Consider the following 17,676-nt stretch of genomic DNA (forward strand, 5'->3'; position numbering starts at 1 on the left):
GCACTTTCGGTACGGTACCGGAGACTCGCCGGCAGAGGCATTGCGCCCGCGGCGCGGCGGCTGGCGGGATGCTGTAGGCTCGTCCGCTCATCCGTGGACGGGGCGCCGCCGACTTTGGCCGAAGGCCAACCGGAGGCGGCGCTGGGGTCGCAGGGGCGCAGCCCCTCGTGCCCTTCTTTGGTTCCTTTCTTGGGCAAGCAAGAAAGGAACTCGCTGTCGGTCGACCACCGACAAACTGCGCCGCTCGATGAGCGGAAAATCTAAGCCCACCCCGGGGCGGGACCCGGCAGCTCCGCCGCTCGCCGAGCGGACAATCTAAGGCCGCCGTCGGTCGACTACCGACAAACTGCGCCGCTCGATGAGCGGCAAATCTAAGCTCACTCCGGGGCGGGACCCGGCAAGCTACGCCGCTCACTGAGCGGCAAACCTAAAACCGCCGTCGGTCGACCACCGACAAATTGCGCCGCTCGATGAGCGGCAAACCCAAAAGGGCCCACCGGCTATGCCGGTGGGCCCTTTTCCAGATAAACCTATTTTTGCAGCATGAGCTTGGCGCATTTGTAGACGTCACCGCATCCGAGGGTGAGGACGAGGTCGCCCGACTTGGCGTTGGCCATGACGTACCTGGCAATCTCGGGGAACGCGGGGAACCAAACCGAGCCGGGGATTTTTTCGGCGAGCTGGCTGGTGTAGACGCCGTAGGTGTTCTTCTCGCGGCTGCCCATGATTTCGGACATGACAACATGGTCGGCGAGGGCGAGGGCAAGCGCGAAGTCGTCCATCAGCATTTGGGTGCGCGAATAGGTGAACGGCTGAAAGACCGCCCACACCTCGCGGAAGGGAAGCTCCTTGGCGGCGCGGAGGGTCGCGGCCAGTTCGGCGGGATGGTGGGCATAGTCGTCCGCGATTGTGACCCCGTTCACAGCGCCGAGGATTTCAAACCGCCGCCCCGCCCCGCGGAACTTCGCGAGGTGTTCGGCGATCGCGGAAACGGGCGCGCCCGCATGGATGGCGGCGGCGATCGCGGCAACGGCGTTGAGGATGTTGTGACGCCCGGGCACATGGATGGTAAAGCGGCCGAGCGGCTTTCCGTGATGGAGCAGGTCGAAGGTGGAGACGGCCCCCTCATGGACAATGCCGGCGGGGGAGTAGTTGCAGCTCTCCTCCCAGCCGAAGGTGATAATCTCCTTGCCCGTGACGCCGGAGACCGCCTTCATCGAGTTTTCGTCGCTGCCGTTGACGATGACGGCCTTTTTCGCCATCCCGGCGAAGATGCGGAAGGATTTGACGATGTTTTCGATCGTGCCGAAATACTCGAGGTGGTCGGCGTCGACGTTGAGGATGACCGCCACGTCGGGATCGAGCTGGAGGAAGTGGTCGTTGAACTCGCACGCCTCGCACACCATGACGCCGCTTTCCCCCACGCGGCCGTTGCCGCCGATGGCCGGCAGCTTGCCGCCGATGACCGCCGTCGGGTCGAGGCCCGCGCCGAGCAGAATCTGGGTGAGCATGGCGGTGGTGGTGGTCTTGCCGTGGGTGCCGCAGACGCAGATGCACTCGTGGTAGAGGCTCGTGAGGTAGCCGAGGATCTCTGCGCGTTCGACGGTGGGGACCCCGCTTTTTTTCGCGGCGATCAGCTCGGGGTTGTCGGCCATGATCGCGGCGGTGTAGATGATGAGGTCCGCGCCGTCGATGTTTTCGGCGCGCTGGCCGAGCGCGACCGGGATGCCCATGCTGCGTTCGAGCGAGACGGTGTCGGATTCGTTGTTGTCGGAGCCGGTGATGAAATAGCCCTGCGCGTGCAGAATCTGCACGATGGGGAACATTCCCGACCCGCCGATGCCGATAAAATGGATGTGCTTTACCGTTTTCAGGAGGCTTCCGTCGAACATGCGCGCTTTCAACTCCAAAAAGGAAAGGCAGCGAGCCTTTCCCGTCAAATTTGCTTGGATATTTTACTTGTATGTAGTATAGGACGGATTGGTGAAAAATTCAAGTGCGCCAGGGCGTGGTGCATAACTTTTGGAAAACCGCCGAATACTATCGATAGCATCTTTGACAAAACCCGAGGAGGAAATTCACCATGCAGATCACCGATATCAAAATCCGCCGTACCTATCAGGATACCCGCCTGCGCGCGCTGGTATCCGTGACGATCGATGGAGAGCTCGCCGTCCACGACATCAAGGTCATCGAGGGCCCGGAACGCCTCTTTGTGGCGATGCCCAGCCGCAGGGACGACAGCGGCGCCTTCCGGGACATCGCCCACCCGATCACGACCGCCGCCCGCCGCCAGCTCGAGGACGCGATCCTCTCCGCCTACCAGGAGCACCTCGCGGCGCAGCAGGGCGCCCAGCAGCTCGAGGAGCACCTGCACGCCGGCCAGGAAGCCGGGGAATGAATACCGCCCCGCGGAAACGCGGGGCGGTATTTTTGCCGTCCGAGGCATTTGTTAAGCATCTGTGAATTTTTGCGCGCCGCACGCAAACCCCGTCGGATTTTGTGTTAAAATAATCCACAGACGGTTTCCCGCGGCCCTGCCGCGAATTCTTGATTACGACGAGGTGGCCATGCGAAAGTTCCTGACCCTGCTGGCGGCGCTGCTCATTGCGCTGCCCCTCTCCCTCCCGGCTTCGGCCGAACAGAATCCCGGGCAGCCGCCGACCCTCTATGCGGAGGCGGCGATCCTGGTGGACGCGGACACCGGGCAGGTGCTCTACCAGAAGAATCCCGACAAAAAAATGTATCCAGCGAGCATCACCAAGCTCATGACCTGCCTGATCGCGATGGAGGAGGCGCAGCCGGACGACGTGGTGACGATGACCGACGAGGCGGTCTTCGCGGTCCCGCGCGACACCACCCACATCGCGCTGACGGGGGGCGAGCAGCTCACCGTCGAGCAGCTGGAATACGCGATGATGGTCGAGTCGGCCAACGACGCGGCCAACGGGCTCGCCGTCCATCTGGCCGGCTCGCTCGAGGCGTTCGCGCGGCGGATGAACAGCCGCGCCGCCGAGCTCGGCCTTCAGAACACGAACTTTGTAAACGCCAACGGCCTGCCGAACACGGCGCACTACACCTCGGCGCGGGACATGGCGGTCATCACGCGGGAGGCCTATGGCCATCCGGAGTTCCGCACGCTGGCGGGCACCACCCACTATGAGATCCCTCCCACCAACAAGCAGGCGGAGACCCGGCGGCTCAACAACCGCAACTATATGTTCACGCTGAACGACACCTATCCCGGCGCGTTCGCGGGCAAGGTGGGCTGGACGGAGGAGTCCGGCCACACGCTGGTCACGCTTGCCGAGCGGGGCGGCGTGACCCTCATCTGCATCGTGCTCCACTCGGACGGGGTCATCGACGCGCAGTACATCGACTCGACCAACCTCTTCGATTACGGCTTCGGCGCCTTCTCGCGGACCGCCGTGCCCGCCTCGAAGATCGAGCGGCGGGAGGCCCCCTATACGGGCGCGGACGGCGGGACGCTCACTGCGTCCCTCGCGGCGGAGGGGGAGGTCTCCGTCCTGCTCCCCGCCGGGACGACGGCGGACGACCTTGGGGTGCGCTATTCCATTCCCGATCCGCTGACGCCCAAGACGGCCGCCGAAGCCCGCGCCGAGCTGGTGCTCCCCTCGCCCCCCGGGCGGATGGAAGAGCTCGTGGGGACCGTCCCGCTCGCCCTCTCGCTGCCGCAGCCGGAGACGATGCCCGCGGACGCCGCGCCGCCGGAGGATGGAAAAGGCCCGCTGCCCATGCTCCTGCGCTGGGCCGGCATCCTCGGGGGCGTGCTGCTGGGACTGGCGGTCCTGCTGCTGGCCGTGCGCGCGGTGCTGCGGGCGCGCTACCGCAAAATGCGCCGGAGGCGCCGCCGCGTGAACCGCGCCGCGCCCCCGCAGGCCCGCCCGCGCCCGCGTCCGGAAACCTTCATCGACGTGCGCACGGGCAAGGACGCGAAGGACAAGATCCGGATCATCGACGTGGAGGAGCTGAAATAGGGGGATTCGCCCGCCGGGCAATCACCGAATCGAAAAGACCCTCATAGGATGGGGTATACGTGAGTATGCCAGTAAAATCCTATGGGGGTACTTTTATGACTGCATATAAAACCTTTGCCGTCGTCGGGGGGGACCTGCGCCAGGCGCACGTCGCAAACCGGCTGGCGGCACAGGGGAAAACGGTTTACGCCATGCTGCTCGAAACGAACAGCGCGCTTGAGAAAAGCCTGGTGTGCGCCGAAGACCCGGAGGACGTCCTGCCGCAGTGCGACGTGATCATCTTTCCTCTGCCGATGAGCACCGACGAACGGCATGTGAACGCGCCCTTTTCCAAGCAGAAGGTGCGGGTGTGCGACTGCCTGTCGGGGCTCAAGCCGGGCGCCTGCGTGCTGGGCGGCAAGGTGAGCCCGGCGATGCGCGCGCTGGCCGAGAGCTGCGGCGTCACGATCATTGACTACTTTGAACGGGAGGAGCTCTGCGTGAAAAACGCGGTCATCACCGCCGAGGGCGCGGCGTCGATCGCGATGGAGGAGCTGCCGATCTCCCTGTTCGGCTCCCGCTGTATGATCACCGGGCACGGGCGGATCTCCAAGGCGCTGATGCGCATCCTGCGCGGGATGGGCGCGGATGTCACAGTCGCGGCGCGCAAACACGGCGACCTGGCCGAGATCGAGGCGGAGGGATGCCGCGCGGTACATATCGCGACGCTCGCGGAGCACGTCCGGGGGATGGATGTCCTCTTCAACACGGTGCCCGCCCGCATCCTCACCGCCGACATCCTGGAGAAGCTGGGCCCGGATACGCTGCTGATCGATCTTGCTTCAAAGCCGGGCGGGGTAGGGCGGACGTTTGCACCACCGCCCAAACGCCCGGAACGCCCGGCTTCGCGGGCCGGGCGGGCCCGCCCGCGCCTGTCCCCAAAGACGGCTCCCGAAGGTTTTGGAAGGGGTGGAGCGCAAGGGACCACGGTTCGGGCGGAAAAGGCCCGATCCGTGCGCGGGGTCGGGACGCGGGGAAAGGTTGCGTAAACAAAGCGGATGATGGAAGTATTTACAAATAGGACATAGACTTCTAGACACTAAACTGATAAAATAGAACGGTAACATGATGAAGGGCGCTTTGTGAGGAGGGAGAGGCACAATTGAACAGAGAGCAGCGACTTTACAGCGTGATTTATGACTATTTTTTCACCCGCATCTGCCTCGGGTTCTACCAGGAGGGGGACACCCTGCCCTCGATTGGGGAGGCGCGCGAAATGTTCGGCGTCTCGACGCGCACCATCCGCAAGGCCTACCACATGCTCGAGGAGGGGGGCTACCTGTCGATCTCGCGCGGGAGGAACGCCGTTGTGATCAGGGGGGCGCCGGGCGGCCAATGCCGCGAGGTGTGCGTCGCCTATTTCGCGGCCCGGCGCGACGCCATCCTCGACCTGTCCTGGATGGCGAAAAAGATTCTGCCGGAGATCTTCCTGCGGGGGTTCCTGATGATGGACGGGGAGGGGCTGGACGGACTCGCCCTTTCGGTGGAGAAGATGCGCATACAGAACCTTCAAACGCAGCTCCAATGCTTCTGCCGGATTCTCGCGCCGCTGGGCAACCCGCTGCTCACCTCCTTTTTCTGGGAGATTTCCGTCTTCAGCCGCATGACCTACCTGCGGGGCCTCTTCACCGACGAGGCGGAGAACGAGCGGGATTCGGAAAACCTGCGCCGCAGGTTCATGGAGATGATCGACGCGCGGCGCGCGGAGGACTCCGAACGGCTGCGAACGCTGATCTGCCGCTTTTTCGGGAACTGCGACGTGCATGTTCGCGCCCACTTCGGCGAGCTTGCGTCCCGGTACGCGCCCGCGTCCGAGCAGGTTCCCTTCACCTGGCGCGTCTACAAGGGCCGGCCGCAGCAGGGCTTTTTCATCGCCATGAAGCTCATCCGGAAGATTTACGCCGAGGACTACCGGCTCGGGGAATTTCTCCCCTCCGCCGCCGACCTCGCGGAGGAGTACGGCGTCTCGGTGATCACGATCCGCAGGACGCTCGTGCTGCTGGGACGGCTCGGGCTGACCGAGACGATCAACGGCCGGGGCACGCGGGTCATCCCGCAGGAGGAGAGCGTCGCCCGGCAGGGGCTTCAGGCCCCCGCGGTGCGCAAAAACCTGAAGATTTTTTTACAGACGGTGCAGATGCTCGCGTTGACGGGCGAGGCGGTCATGCTGGCCGCCTTCCCCCACTTCAGGCCGGACAAGGTCCGCCGCGCGGCGGAGATCTTCCGGAGCGAGACCGCCTATGACATTGTCCCCTTCACCTGCATGGAGCTGGTGGCGGATTCCGACGCCTCCCCCTGCCTGCGGGAGCTTTACGGGCAGCTGTCCGACCTGTTCGGCTGGGGGGTCATCCTCCGTTTTCTCGCCCGGGGGAGCTCCGTCTCCGGGGAGCGCCGGGAGCTGATCGAGGAGATGCGCGCCGGTTTGGCCGCGCGGGACGCCGGCCGGTTCGCCCGCGGCTTCAGCGGCCTGATGTTCCATGTCCTCGAGGGGGCGGGGCGCAGGCTGCGTGAGCGGGGCGTCCTCTGAAAACGGGAGCCGGCCGGGTCCAAAGCATGGGACGGAACCGAAGGGCCGCCGCGGTCACAGCGGCGGCCCTTTTTTTGTCCTCCCCCGTCCGCATTGGGCGGCGCGGCGGGACATATACTTGTGTCGGAGGTGGGCGCATGGAAAAAACGGAACCGACGGTCCGGCTCGTCTTCGCACCGGAGGACGGCCCCTCCCTGCGGGAGCTGCTGCTGGAATTGCTGCGCGCCATGCGGGAGGAGCCGGAACGGTAAGCCCTCCGCGAAAGGCCCCGGCGCGCCCCGATGGGGGCGCGCCGGGGCCTTTCCATGCGGCGGAATCCGCCGGGGAACGGACCCAAATTTCAGATTCGTCTTGCTTCTTGGTCACAAACACGTTAAAATAGAGGTATTATGAGGATCAGGGACGATTATACGGTGGAAGTCAGCCGTCCTTTTCCGGGGAAAAGCCCGGAAGGGGGCGGCAAAAGACTATAAAATGACCGCCCGCGGGCGGATAAAGGGGATCGTGCGTCGATGACGACTGCGGAATGTTACGCCCTGATCGGGGCGGACTATACGGAGGTGCTCCGCCGGATGGGGAACGAGGACCGCGTGAGGCGCTTCCTGCTCAAGTTCGCCGAGGAGCCCAGTTACGGCCTGCTGTGCAGGTCGGTGGAGGCCGGGGACGCGAAGGAGGCGTTCCGGGCCGCCCATTCCATCAAGGGCGTCTGCCTGAACCTGGGGCTGACCGCCCTGTACCGGTCCGCCGGCGACCTGTGCGAGGAGCTGCGCGGCGGCGCTTTCACGGACGCCGTGCCCGGCCTGCTCCGGCGGGTCGGGGAGGACTACCAGAAAACCATCAACGGGATCCGGGAGCTGGCGCAGGCTTAAGGATTTGAAAAGAGGACGGCCATGAAAAAGCAAGGCATGATACTGATCGTGGACGACACGGAGATGAACCGTTCCCTGCTGGCGGATATGCTTTCGGAGGACTACGAGATCCTGGAAGCCGCCAACGGCGTGGAGGCGGCCGCCATCCTGCACCAGCGCAGCGAGGAGCTCTCCCTTGTCCTGCTGGACATCGTCATGCCGGAAATGGACGGCTTCGAGGTCCTGGCGCTCATGAACAAGAACGGCTGGATCGGGCGCATCCCCGTCATCACCATCTCGTCGGAGACCGCGTCCACCTACATCGACCACGCCTATGACCTCGGGGCCACCGACTACATCAGCCGCCCGTTCGATGAAAAAACCGTCCAGCGCCGCGTGCGCAACACCATCATGCTCTACTCCAAGCAGAAAGCGTTGGAAGGGATGGTAACAGAGCAGATCGTGGAGAAGGAGCGGAACAACTTCCTGATGGTGGAGATTTTATCCAATATCGTCGAGTTCCGCAACGGGGAAAGCGGGCTGCATGTGCTGCACATCCGCACCCTCACCGAGATTTTCCTGCGCAAGCTCCAGGAGATCACCGACCGCTACCCCCTCACGGCCGCCCGGTCGGCGCTGATCGTTAACGCCTCCGCGTTGCACGACGTGGGAAAGATCTCCATCCCGGAGGAAATTTTGAATAAACCCGGCCCCTTGACGCCCGCGGAATACGAGGTCATGAAGACCCACTGCGCCCTCGGCGCGCAGATCATGGAGGACGCCCTCCTGCGCCACAAGGAGGAGCTGCTCCAGGTGGCCTACAACATCTGCCGCTGGCACCACGAGCGGTATGACGGGGGCGGCTACCCCGACGGGCTGCGGGGGGAGGAGATCCCGGTCGAGGCCCAGGTCGTCGCGCTCGCGGACGTCTACGACGCGCTGACGAGCACGCGGGTCTACAAGCAGGCCTTTCCCCACGGCGTGGCCATGCGGATGATCATGGGCGGGGAGTGCGGCGTCTTCAACCCGCTGCTGCTTCAGTGCCTGCGGGAGCTGGGGCCGCGCCTGGACGACGAGCTCCGTCTGCGCTCGCTCAACGACGTCTCCGAGGCGAACATCCGGGAGCTCTCCACCCAGGCGATCGCCGGCTCAAAGGTGTCCAACCGCACCCTCACCCTGCTGGAGCAGGAGCGGACCAAGTACCAGTTCTTCGCCTCGATGTCCAATGAGATCCAGTTTGAATACAGCTACCAGTCCGACCTGCTCACCTTGTCCGAATGGGGGGCGCGCCAGCTTGGGCTGAACGTCCTGATCGAACATCCCGAGCAAAACGGGGAGCTGCACGGGGTCTTCCTTATCGCGGACTATCTCGACCTGCAGGGCCGCCTGCGCCGCGCGACGCCCGAAAAGCCGATCGTCAGCGGGACCTACTGCCTCAACGTCAAGGGGGAGAGGCGCTGGTACAAGGCGGTGGCCCGCCCCCTCTGGGAGGGGAACGGGACCGAGCAGGCGGGGGTCATCGGCAAATTCGTGGACGACCACGAGGAGCAGCTTCGGCTGGAGCAGCTCAGGCGGATGGCCGAACAGGATTCGCTGACGCGGCTCAACAACCACGCCGCCGCACGCAGGTGGATCCAGATGGCGCTGGCCCGCGGGGACAGGTCCTACGCGATGGTGCTCTTCGACCTGGACAACTTCAAGGAGGCCAACGACCGGTACGGCCACATGTTCGGGGACGAGGTGCTCAAGCATGTGGCGCGGCTCGTGCAGAAGAGCGTGCGCGGCGGCGACATCGCGGCGCGGATCGGCGGGGACGAGTTCCTCATCTTCCTCGAATACAGCGGCGGGATCGAGCCAGTGATCCGGCGGATTTTCGACGCGCTGCACGGGGAATACCAGTCGTTTGAAATCCTGATCAGCATGGGCATCGCCCTCTCGCCGGAAAACGGCACCCAGTACGATGCGCTCTTCCACGCGGCCGACCAGGCGCTGTATGTGGCGAAAAAGGGCGGGAAGGACCGCTACCGCTTCTATGACGATTCGATGCAGGGGGTCCTGAGCGTGCTTTCGCCGATGGACGCCTGAACCGCCGCCCCCGCATACCGGAACAGGAGACCGCCGCTTTCGCGGCGGTCTTTCCGCGTCCCGCCCCGCGCATGGTCCGCCGCCGCGCGGCATATATTGGGGCAGGGGGTGGGCAGATGGACGAACGGGAACGGAGGGGGCCGTGAGCGCGGCGCGCGCGGCGCTCTACCTGCGCCTTTCCAAGGAGGACGGCGACCGGGACGGCGCCTCCCAGAGCATCCGGAACCAGCGGGATTTCCTGCTGGACTACTGCGGGAAAAACAGCCTGCCCGTCGTGGAAATCTACGCGGACGACGGCTACACGGGGACGAACTTCAACCGGCCGGGCTTCCTGCGCATGGTGGAGGACATCGAGGCGGGCCGGGTCGACACGGTGCTCACCAAGGACCTCTCCCGTCTCGGGCGCGACTACATCCTGACGGGCTACTACCTCGAGCGGTATTTTCCCGAGCGGGGCGTCCGCTACATCGCGGTGAACGACCGCATCGACACGGCCGCCGAGCAGAGCGATATGACCCCCTTCCGGGCGGTCTTCAACGACCTTTACGCAAAGGACATCTCCCGCAAGGTGCGCGCCGCGCTCCAGACGCGCCGGCAGATGGGCAAGTTTATCGGGACCTATCCGCCCTACGGCTACCGCAAGGACCCGGCGGACAGGAACCATCTTGTGGTCGAGGCGGAGGAGGCCGCGCAGGTGCGGCGGATCTACGCCTGGTTCCTCGGCGGGCAGACGGTGTCGGCCATCGCCCGCCGGCTGACGGAGGAGGGGGTCCCCACCCCCTCGGCGGGCAAGCGGATGGCCTGCGGCCAAAAGCCCGGCGCGGGGTGGAGCTATCCGATGGTGCGCCGCATCCTGTCGATGCCGACCTACCGGGGGGACCTGGTCTCCCGCATGTCGCAGAAGGTCAGCTACAAGCTGGACCGGGTGCGCCGCCTGCCGCGGGAGGAGTGGCTGGTCGCGGAGGGGACGCACGAGGCGATCGTTTCCTCCGCGACGTTCGAGCGCGCGCAGGAGCTGCTCGCGGTGCGCGGCTACGCCGCGCGGCGGAAGCCCGCGGAACCCAGGCCGCTGACCGGGCTCTTTTTCTGCGCGGACTGCGGCGCGCCGATGACCCTCTGGTCGAACGGCAAGGCGCGCTACTTCGTCTGCGCGGGGTGGAAGCGGAACCCCGGGGAGCACCGCTGTACCGCCCACTACCTGCGGGAGGAGGCGGTGCTCGAGGCCGTCCGCGCCTCCCTCGCGGAGCTGCTCGCCCAGGTGCGGGATCCCGGCGGACTGGCGGAGGAGGCCGCGGGCCCCGCGGGGGAGGAGGCGGAAATCCTCGCGCGCAGGCTCGAACGGTCGCGGGACGCTTTGGCGGCCCTCTACTGCGACCGGGCGGAGGGTCGGGTCGGGCAGGAGGCGTTCGACGCGCTCGCCGGGCGGATGCGGCGGCAGGAGCAGGCGCTCGCGGATAAGCTCGCCGCCGCGCGACGGCGGGAGGAGTCGCGGGAGGACTTCAGGGCCCGCGCGGCGGAGCTTCTCGGCGGCGGAGTCCTCACCCGCGGGCTCGCGCTCGGGCTGATCGAACGGGTCGAAGCGTCGGCGGATAAGGCTCTTGTGATCAGACTGCGCTGCGCCGATATCACGAAAAAGCGGTAGATTTGATGCTTGTCGGGGACGCGCGAAAAGCGGCGCGAAGGCGGTGAAAATGCAGGAATCACGGTCCTTTGCTGCTTGATCAGGTGGGCAAATCTGCGTTTTTGCAAAAATCCGGAAAAAATGGTGGATTTCAGATTCGTAAGGTGCAGGATGCCGGCCGGGCCGCGGGCCCGGCCGGTTGTGCGGTTTCATGGATTATTGTGGCATGTGTAACGGCTGCCTGCGGTCACAAAATTATTTTTTGAAGTTTGAAAAAGAAGGAAAAACAAAAGTAAAATGCAAAAAACATAAAATATTCCATCCTGATCAAGCTCCAAAACCCTTGAAATACCAATGGGAAACTGCTATAATATCACTAAATAAAACGCGCAAAATTGTCTAAAAAAGGAAACCCTTTTACACGGTAACACTTCAACTTGATCAATTTGTTGCAACGGGCGAATGTGACTATCTTAAAAAGTCCGGAATGCAGGAAAACTTTCCTGCCCGAATTTGACCCAAAGGAGGCCGCCGTTTTGCAGAGTTTCAAATATGTTGCCAGAGACGCAAACGGCAAAATCTTTCGGGGCGTTGTTCAGACGGAGAGCCGCGACGCGGCTTTCCGGAAGCTGAAGGACGGCGGCCTCTACAGCCTGAAGCTGGAGGAAATCGGGGAAGATGCCCACAGGCCCCAGCGCGTCAGACTCAAGGAGGTCGCCTTTTTTTGCCGCCAGATGGGCACGATGCTCGCCGCAGGCGTCACCGTCCTCAAGGCGATCGACATCCTTTGCAGTCGCGCCGACCGGCCCAAGACCCGCAAGGCTTACCTGCGCCTCTACGAGGACATCCAGAAGGGCCTTTCGCTGACCGAGGCGTTCAAGGAGCAGGAGGGCGTCTTCCCGCCGCTGCTCGTGAACATGGTCCAGGCGGGCGAGCTGAGCGGCTCGCTCGACCGGGTGATGGAGCGGATGGCCGAGCATTACGAAAAGGAGAACCGCATCCTCAACAAGGTGCGCAGCAGCCTCGTCTACCCGGTGCTGCTCGTCTGCGTCACGCTCGGGGTTGTGATCGGCCTGTTCGTCTTCGTGCTGCCGAGCTTTTTCACGATGTTCGAGGGCGCCGAGGTGCCGCCCATCACCAGGGGCGTCATGGCCGTGAGCGGCTTTCTCACCAACCGCTGGTACCTGGTGGTCGTCGCCGTCCTCCTGCTGGGACTCGGCTGGATCTTCCTGTCCGGGATGCCGCGTGTGCGCATGTGGATCGACCGGCTCAAAATCCGGATCCCGGTCTTCGGCAAGCTGATCATGACCGTCTACGTCTCCCGGATGACCGACGCGCTTTCGATCCTCTATTCGAGCGGCATTTCGATGCTCGACACCGTGAGCATCGCGGTGAGCGTGCTGGGCAACAGCTATATCGAGGGGCGGTTTGGCCAGGTCATCTAGGACATCGAGCAGGGGGAGATGCTCTCCGCCGCGATTGAAAAGACGGGGCTCTTTGACCCGATGGTCACCTCGGTGATCTACGTCGGGGAGCAGTCGGGCAGCCTCGACCGGATCCTGGAAAAATTGTCCGCGTTCTACGACGACGAGGCGCAGACCGCGATGCAGCGGATGGTGACGCTGGTGGAACCGCTGATGATGATCGTGATCGCGATCATCATCGGCATCGTGATCGCGGCGGTGCTGCTGCCGATCTACAGCATGTACGGGACGGTCCTGTAGGAGAGGATTTTTCAGATGATTTTATCTGTGGAAATTTCAGCGCAATGGATCCATATGGTTTCGGCGCGCCGCAGGGGGCGCGGGGTGGAGATCGCCGGTTTCGGGCGGATGCCCACCCCCGAGGGCTGCGTCAAAAACGGCATCGTGGTCAACTCCTCCCAGCTTGGGGAGGCGCTGGCGCGCGTGGCGCGGGAAAACGGGCTGCGCGGGAAGCGGATGTGCCTTGCGGTGACGAGCCCGGCGATCTCCTTCCGCGAGCTGGAGGTGCCCGCCGCCAAGCCGCGGGACCTCGACCGGATCCTGGCGGGGGAGGCGGCGCACCTGTCCGCCTCCAAGCAGGAGAGCCTGATGGATTACGTCCTGCTCGGCTCGACCGAGCGGGAGGGAAAGCAGTTTTTCCGGGCGTGGTGCGCGGTCGTGCCGCGCTCGCTCGTCGACGGCTACCGGGACGCCGTGCGCAAGGCCGGGTTCCGGCCCGAGGCGTTCGACGTGGCGTGCAACGCCGCCTTCAAGGCCTGCCGGCTCGACCGGGACCTCCCGAAGGAGGAAACGGTGATCTACGCGGGGGTGCGGGAGGACGAGCTCTGCCTGAGCCTTTTCGGCGGCGGCGGAACCCGCCTCTACCGCGAGGCGCAGGTCGCGGCCCCGAAGAGCCCGGTGGAGAACGAATACATCCTCTCCTCGCTCGTGCCCGAGACGGCGGACGCCGAAAGCCGCCAGGAGCGGCTGGCCCGCGCGGCGACGGCCCAGCTTTCCCGCCTCGTTCAGTTCCAGCTGATGCACGATAAGCAGCGGCCGGTCAGGCGGATTTTCCTCTGCTCCGACCTGTCGGCCGATTCGCGGCTGGCCGGCGAGCTCCGGGAGGCGCTGCGCGTCGACGCGGCGTCCGCGGCGGCGCCCGAGGGCTTCAAATGCCCCGGGGACTTTCCATACAGCGAATACCTCTACGCCGTGGGAGCGGCGATTCGGTTATAAAGGGGGCGGCGCGCTTGCGGGTCCGTCAGGTTCCAAAAAAACGGGATATCGACTTTTTTGCCGCGCTCAGGCGGCAGGAGCACCGGGGCCGGGGCAGCGCCCGCCGGCGGTCGCTGCTGCTGATCGGCGGCGCGGCCGTCATACTGGCCGTGGCGGCCGGCGTCCACGGGACGCTGGTCTCCTGGCAGATCTCCGACCTGAAGGAGGAGATCTCCCGCAACGAGGACTACCTCGCCGCGCCGGCCAACGCGGAAAAGTTCGGGGAGCGGGCGCAGATGCGCGCCTCCCGGGACGCGCTCATGCGCTACAACCAGAAGAGCGAACGGTACATAGAGGTGCTCGAGGGGACGCGGCGGCTCTCCTCGGTGGATTTCGACCAGGTGGAGGCGCAGCGCCCCTCCAACGTGACGGTCGAGCGGTACACCTTCGACGGCGACACGATGGAGATCGCCTGCGTCTCCGCCGACAAGGACGCGCCCGCCAGATACGCCGAAAACCTCACCGGCGCGGGCGTGTTCGAGGAGGTCGGCTATTCGGGCTTCCAGTACCGCAAGGTGCATGACGGCGGCGTCTACGCCTTCACCGTCACCTGCAGGCTGTGGAATCCGGCGGGAGAGGAGGCGGCGCCATGACGCTCACGAAACGGGAAAAGCGGCTGCTCTTCCTGCTGGCGGTGGTGATCGTGGCCGTGTGCATCTTCCGGTTCGGCATGATGCCGCTCCATGAAAAGCTGCTCGAAGAGCAGCAGCGCCTGCAGGAGGTCTCCGCCGAACGGGCGGAGATGGAGGAGATCCTCCGCGACGGCAAGCTCGCCAAGCAGTACCGGCAGGCGGCGCGGGAGGCGGAGGACAACTACGGCTCCTTCCACAGCATCCTCAACAGCTACACGATCGACAACATCCTCAACGGCCTGATGGAGGAACACGGCCTGCATGTGCAGAATTTGCAGATCTCCCCCTACCGCACGGTGCGGGAGGCGGAGATCCTCCCCGAGGCGGCGGGCTCGCAGGAGGAGGGCGAAGAAGAAAGCCTCCTGATGCTCAGCGAGGTGAACCTGCTGGCAACGGGAGGCTATGAGGACGCCAAGGCGTTCGTGGACGCGCTCAATGAAAAGAGCTTCTGCCTGCGGGTGGAGCACCTGCAGATCGATTTCAATTCGGAAAACGACTATGGCGACGAGGCGCGCGTCTCCGCGACCGTGCGGATCTACGGGGTGCGCATGCCGGAGGAGGACCTCGGCTTCGCCTGACCGGCAGGCCAAAGCGGGGCCCCGCTTTGTGCTGCGCCTTCAAAAGGCGCAGCAACGCCCGCCTGCCGCCGCCCTTAAAGCAGGAAGAGAGACAGGTACCAGCCGACGAGCTCCTCTCCCCAGAGGAGCGACAGCCCCATGCCCGCCGCGAGGAAGGGCCCGAAGGGGAAGGCGGTCTTCCGTCCGGCGCCCCTGCGCAGGAGCAGGAAGACGGCCCACGCCGCGCCGGAGACCGACGCGAAGAGGATGGCGAGCAGCGAAAGCCGCCAGCCCGCGAGCAGGCCGAAGGCGGCGCACAGCTTGATGTCGCCCCCGCCGAATCCCTCCCAGAGGAGCGCGGCGAGCAGCATGGGCACGCTCACGCAGAGCGCGCCGCCCAGCCGCGCGAGCGGGGAAGGAAACCCCGGGGCGAAGAGGGAGCAGCAGGCCAGCGCCGCGAGAAAGACGGAGATGCGGTCGGGGATGATCCCCGTGTCACGGTCGATCATCGCCGCCACGAGCAGCGCGGAGAGCGCGAGGCAGAGCAGGAGCGTCTTGGCGGAGTACCCGTGGCTCAGGTAACAGAGGAGCCACAGCAGGGCGTTGGCGGCCTCCACGGCGGGATACCGCGGAGAAATCCGGTCCCCGCAGCGCCGGCAGCGGCCGCGCAGCACAAGAAAGCTCAGCAGGGGGACGTTGTCGTACCATGCGATCTTCTCCCCGCAGGCGGGGCAGAAGGAGCGCCCCTTCGCGACCGAGATCCCAAGCGGGATGCGGTAGATGCAGACATTCAGGAAGCTGCCGACCACCAGCCCGAACAACAGGGCGAGCGCGGCGGGCAGCCGTTCAAATAACCAAAGCAAGACGATCCCTCCCTGGCGGCGTTACCGCTACTTTATCACAAATCCGGCGGAAAAGGAAGTGCGCCTTTGAAAAACCTACCGTTGGGACAGGTCCTGGTCGAGGCCGGATTCCTGACCCCAGAAAAACTGGACGAGGCCCTCGCGCTCCAAAAGGAAAAGGGCGGCCGCCTGGGCGACCTGCTCGTGGAAAACGGCTACGTCACCGAGCACAACCTCATGCTCGCGCTCCAGCAGCGGCTGGAGGTCCCCTTCGTGGACCTGCAGGAGGAGCGGATCGACCGGGCGGCGGTGCAGCTGGTGCCGCGCGAGCTCGCCCAGAAATATTCGCTCATCCCCCTGCGGGTGCAGGGCGGGGAGCTGACCGTCGCCACCAACAACCCCCTCGACTTCTACGCGTTCGGGGAGCTGGGGCTCGTCACCGGCATGCAGATCGTCCCGGTGCTCGCCACCAAGCGGGACCTCAACGACGCGATCCACCGCTGCTATGCCCAGCAGGGCGCGGAGTCGGCGCTGGAGGAGTTCAACCGCGAATACGAGGACGTGGCCGACCCCGCCCGGGGCGAGGACTACAGCGACATGCTCGAACGGGTCGAGAGCGCGCCGGTCGTGAGGCTGCTCAATTCAATCGTGGCGCAGGCCTACCACATGCGCGCCTCGGACATCCACGTCGAGCCGGGCAAGCAGAACGTCAGCGTGCGCTTCCGCGTGGACGGCGAGCTGATCGAGGCGATGCTCCTAAACTCGTCGGTGCACGTTTCCTTGATCACCCGCCTGAAGATCCTTTCGGGCATCGACATCGGCGAGCGCCGCGTGCCGCAGGACGGCCGCTTCTCCGCCGACGTGGACGGCAAGGCGGTCAACCTGCGTGTTTCCACCCTGCCCACCGTCTACGGCGAAAAAGCGGTGCTGCGCATCATGGGGGACAACACCCTCGATATCGTCGACGTGCGGGACACGGGCATCTCGGCGGACAACTACGCGCGCCTGGAGGAAGTGATGCGCAACCCCAACGGGATCATCCTCGTGACGGGCCCGACGGGCAGCGGCAAGTCGACCACGATCTACGCGGTCCTCCACCAGCTCTCGACGCCGAACGTGAACGTCGTGACGATCGAGGACCCGGTGGAAAAGCTGGTCGACGGCATCAGCCAGGTGCAGATCAACCCGAAGGCGGGGCTCACCTTCGCCTCCGGCCTGCGCTCGATCCTCCGGCAGGACCCGGATGTCATCATGATCGGTGAGATCCGCGACGTGGAGACCGCACGCATCGCCGCGCGCGCGGCGATCACCGGCCACCGCGTGCTCACCACCATCCATACGAACGACGCCGCGTCGACCTTCATGCGCCTCGTGGACATGGGCGTGGAACCCTATATCGTCGCTTCGGCGGTGGTGGGGGTCATCTCCCAGCGGCTGGTGCGGCTGGTCTGCCCCCACTGCAAACGGGAATACGAACCGGACGAGAAGGAGCTCTCCCTTTGGGAGGGGCCGCGGCCGAAGGCCTTTTACCGCGGGAGCGGCTGCGCGCACTGCAACTTTACGGGATATTTCGGGCGGACGGCCATCCATGAGGTCGTGCCGATGCGCCACGAGCTGAGCCAGCTCGTCGTGCAGCGCGCGTCGGTCCAGGAGTTCCGGGAGTCCATCCGCGCCTCGGGCGGGCGCTTCCTCAAGGATAACCTCGCGGACCTCGTGCGGGAGGGGAAAACCACCCTCGCGGAGTACCTCCGCGTCACCTACAACATTGAATGAACCGGGAGGGGATGCC

Annotated in this window: 16 protein-coding genes; 14 read left to right on the forward strand and 2 right to left on the reverse strand. The window is 65.0% G+C overall.

Annotated elements, in window-relative coordinates; all coding sequences use genetic code 11:
- Positions 1-530 precede the first annotated feature (530 nt).
- A complete protein-coding gene (murC, locus tag RCI06_RS08495) occupies positions 531-1,892 on the reverse strand; it encodes a UDP-N-acetylmuramate--L-alanine ligase (protein ID WP_306575570.1) in 1,362 nt (453 codons plus the stop codon).
- Between the two features lie 191 nt (positions 1,893-2,083).
- Here murC and spoVG point away from each other — a divergent pair, with 191 nt between their 5' ends.
- From spoVG to gspM, 13 genes are all read left to right on the forward strand, one after another.
- On the forward strand, positions 2,084-2,401 hold the full coding sequence (gene spoVG, locus RCI06_RS08500) for a septation regulator SpoVG (protein WP_101549856.1): 318 nt from the start codon (positions 2,084-2,086) through the stop codon (positions 2,399-2,401).
- Between the two features lie 169 nt (positions 2,402-2,570).
- On the forward strand, positions 2,571-3,998 hold the full coding sequence (locus RCI06_RS08505) for a D-alanyl-D-alanine carboxypeptidase family protein (RefSeq protein ID WP_306575573.1): 1,428 nt from the start codon (positions 2,571-2,573) through the stop codon (positions 3,996-3,998).
- Between the two features lie 95 nt (positions 3,999-4,093).
- Positions 4,094-5,026 carry a dipicolinate synthase subunit DpsA gene (locus tag RCI06_RS08510; protein WP_306575576.1) on the forward strand — a complete coding sequence of 311 codons (933 nt, stop codon included), beginning with the start codon at positions 4,094-4,096 and terminating at the stop codon, positions 5,024-5,026.
- A gap of 113 nt (positions 5,027-5,139) precedes the next feature.
- On the forward strand, positions 5,140-6,564 hold the full coding sequence (locus RCI06_RS08515) for a GntR family transcriptional regulator (RefSeq protein WP_101549862.1): 1,425 nt from the start codon (positions 5,140-5,142) through the stop codon (positions 6,562-6,564).
- A 512-nt stretch (positions 6,565-7,076) separates the two neighbouring features.
- Positions 7,077-7,433 carry an Hpt domain-containing protein gene (locus RCI06_RS08520; protein WP_101549864.1) on the forward strand — a complete coding sequence of 119 codons (357 nt, stop codon included), beginning with the start codon at positions 7,077-7,079 and terminating at the stop codon, positions 7,431-7,433.
- Positions 7,434-7,454: 21 nt separating this feature from the next.
- Entirely contained in the window at positions 7,455-9,497 is a 2,043-nt protein-coding gene (locus RCI06_RS08525; protein ID WP_276874856.1) for a diguanylate cyclase, read from the forward strand.
- 142 nt (positions 9,498-9,639) lie between these two features.
- On the forward strand, positions 9,640-11,139 hold the full coding sequence (locus RCI06_RS08530; protein WP_172439180.1) for a recombinase family protein: 1,500 nt from the start codon (positions 9,640-9,642) through the stop codon (positions 11,137-11,139).
- A gap of 68 nt (positions 11,140-11,207) precedes the next feature.
- Positions 11,208-11,384, forward strand: coding sequence for a hypothetical protein (locus RCI06_RS08535; protein ID WP_306575580.1), 177 nt, complete (start codon positions 11,208-11,210; stop codon positions 11,382-11,384).
- 270 nt (positions 11,385-11,654) lie between these two features.
- A complete protein-coding gene (locus RCI06_RS08540) occupies positions 11,655-12,563 on the forward strand; it encodes a type II secretion system F family protein (protein ID WP_306575583.1) in 909 nt (302 codons plus the stop codon).
- Positions 12,564-12,566: 3 nt separating this feature from the next.
- A complete protein-coding gene (locus RCI06_RS08545) occupies positions 12,567-12,842 on the forward strand; it encodes a type II secretion system F family protein (RefSeq protein WP_306575615.1) in 276 nt (91 codons plus the stop codon).
- 15 nt (positions 12,843-12,857) lie between these two features.
- Complete coding sequence (pilM, locus tag RCI06_RS08550; RefSeq protein ID WP_101549871.1) at positions 12,858-13,817, forward strand: type IV pilus biogenesis protein PilM; 960 nt, start codon at positions 12,858-12,860, stop codon at positions 13,815-13,817.
- Positions 13,818-13,831: 14 nt separating this feature from the next.
- Positions 13,832-14,449, forward strand: a complete 618-nt coding sequence (locus tag RCI06_RS08555; protein ID WP_306575586.1) for a PilN domain-containing protein — start codon at positions 13,832-13,834, stop codon at positions 14,447-14,449.
- Positions 14,446-15,066 carry a type II secretion system protein GspM gene (gspM, locus tag RCI06_RS08560; RefSeq protein ID WP_101549875.1) on the forward strand — a complete coding sequence of 207 codons (621 nt, stop codon included), beginning with the start codon at positions 14,446-14,448 and terminating at the stop codon, positions 15,064-15,066. Before RCI06_RS08555 ends, gspM begins: the two co-directional genes overlap by 4 nt.
- A gap of 74 nt (positions 15,067-15,140) precedes the next feature.
- Here the strand turns inward: gspM and RCI06_RS08565 are convergent, their stop codons facing one another.
- A complete protein-coding gene (locus RCI06_RS08565) occupies positions 15,141-15,908 on the reverse strand; it encodes an A24 family peptidase (protein ID WP_121587558.1) in 768 nt (255 codons plus the stop codon).
- Positions 15,909-15,974: 66 nt separating this feature from the next.
- On the opposite strand from RCI06_RS08565, the gene RCI06_RS08570 reads away from it, so the two are divergent.
- A complete protein-coding gene (locus RCI06_RS08570; protein WP_101549879.1) occupies positions 15,975-17,660 on the forward strand; it encodes a GspE/PulE family protein in 1,686 nt (561 codons plus the stop codon).
- The last annotated feature ends 16 nt before the right edge of the window (positions 17,661-17,676 follow it).

The sequence above is a fragment of the Anaerotruncus massiliensis (ex Togo et al. 2026) genome (assembly GCF_030825285.1).
GTDB lineage: Bacteria > Bacillota > Clostridia > Oscillospirales > Ruminococcaceae > Anaerotruncus > Anaerotruncus massiliensis.

Bases quoted from the DNA above. Each gene is read 5' to 3' on its own strand.
- murC (WP_306575570.1), bottom strand. From the start codon at position 1,892: ATGTTCGACGGAAGCCTCCTGAAAACGGTAAAGCACATCCATTTTATC.
- spoVG (WP_101549856.1), top strand. From the start codon at position 2,084: ATGCAGATCACCGATATCAAAATCCGCCGTACCTATCAGGATACCCGC.
- RCI06_RS08505 (WP_306575573.1), top strand. From the start codon at position 2,571: ATGCGAAAGTTCCTGACCCTGCTGGCGGCGCTGCTCATTGCGCTGCCC.
- RCI06_RS08510 (WP_306575576.1), top strand. From the start codon at position 4,094: ATGACTGCATATAAAACCTTTGCCGTCGTCGGGGGGGACCTGCGCCAG.
- RCI06_RS08520 (WP_101549864.1), top strand. From the start codon at position 7,077: ATGACGACTGCGGAATGTTACGCCCTGATCGGGGCGGACTATACGGAG.
- RCI06_RS08525 (WP_276874856.1), top strand. From the start codon at position 7,455: ATGAAAAAGCAAGGCATGATACTGATCGTGGACGACACGGAGATGAAC.
- pilM (WP_101549871.1), top strand. From the start codon at position 12,858: ATGATTTTATCTGTGGAAATTTCAGCGCAATGGATCCATATGGTTTCG.
- gspM (WP_101549875.1), top strand. From the start codon at position 14,446: ATGACGCTCACGAAACGGGAAAAGCGGCTGCTCTTCCTGCTGGCGGTG.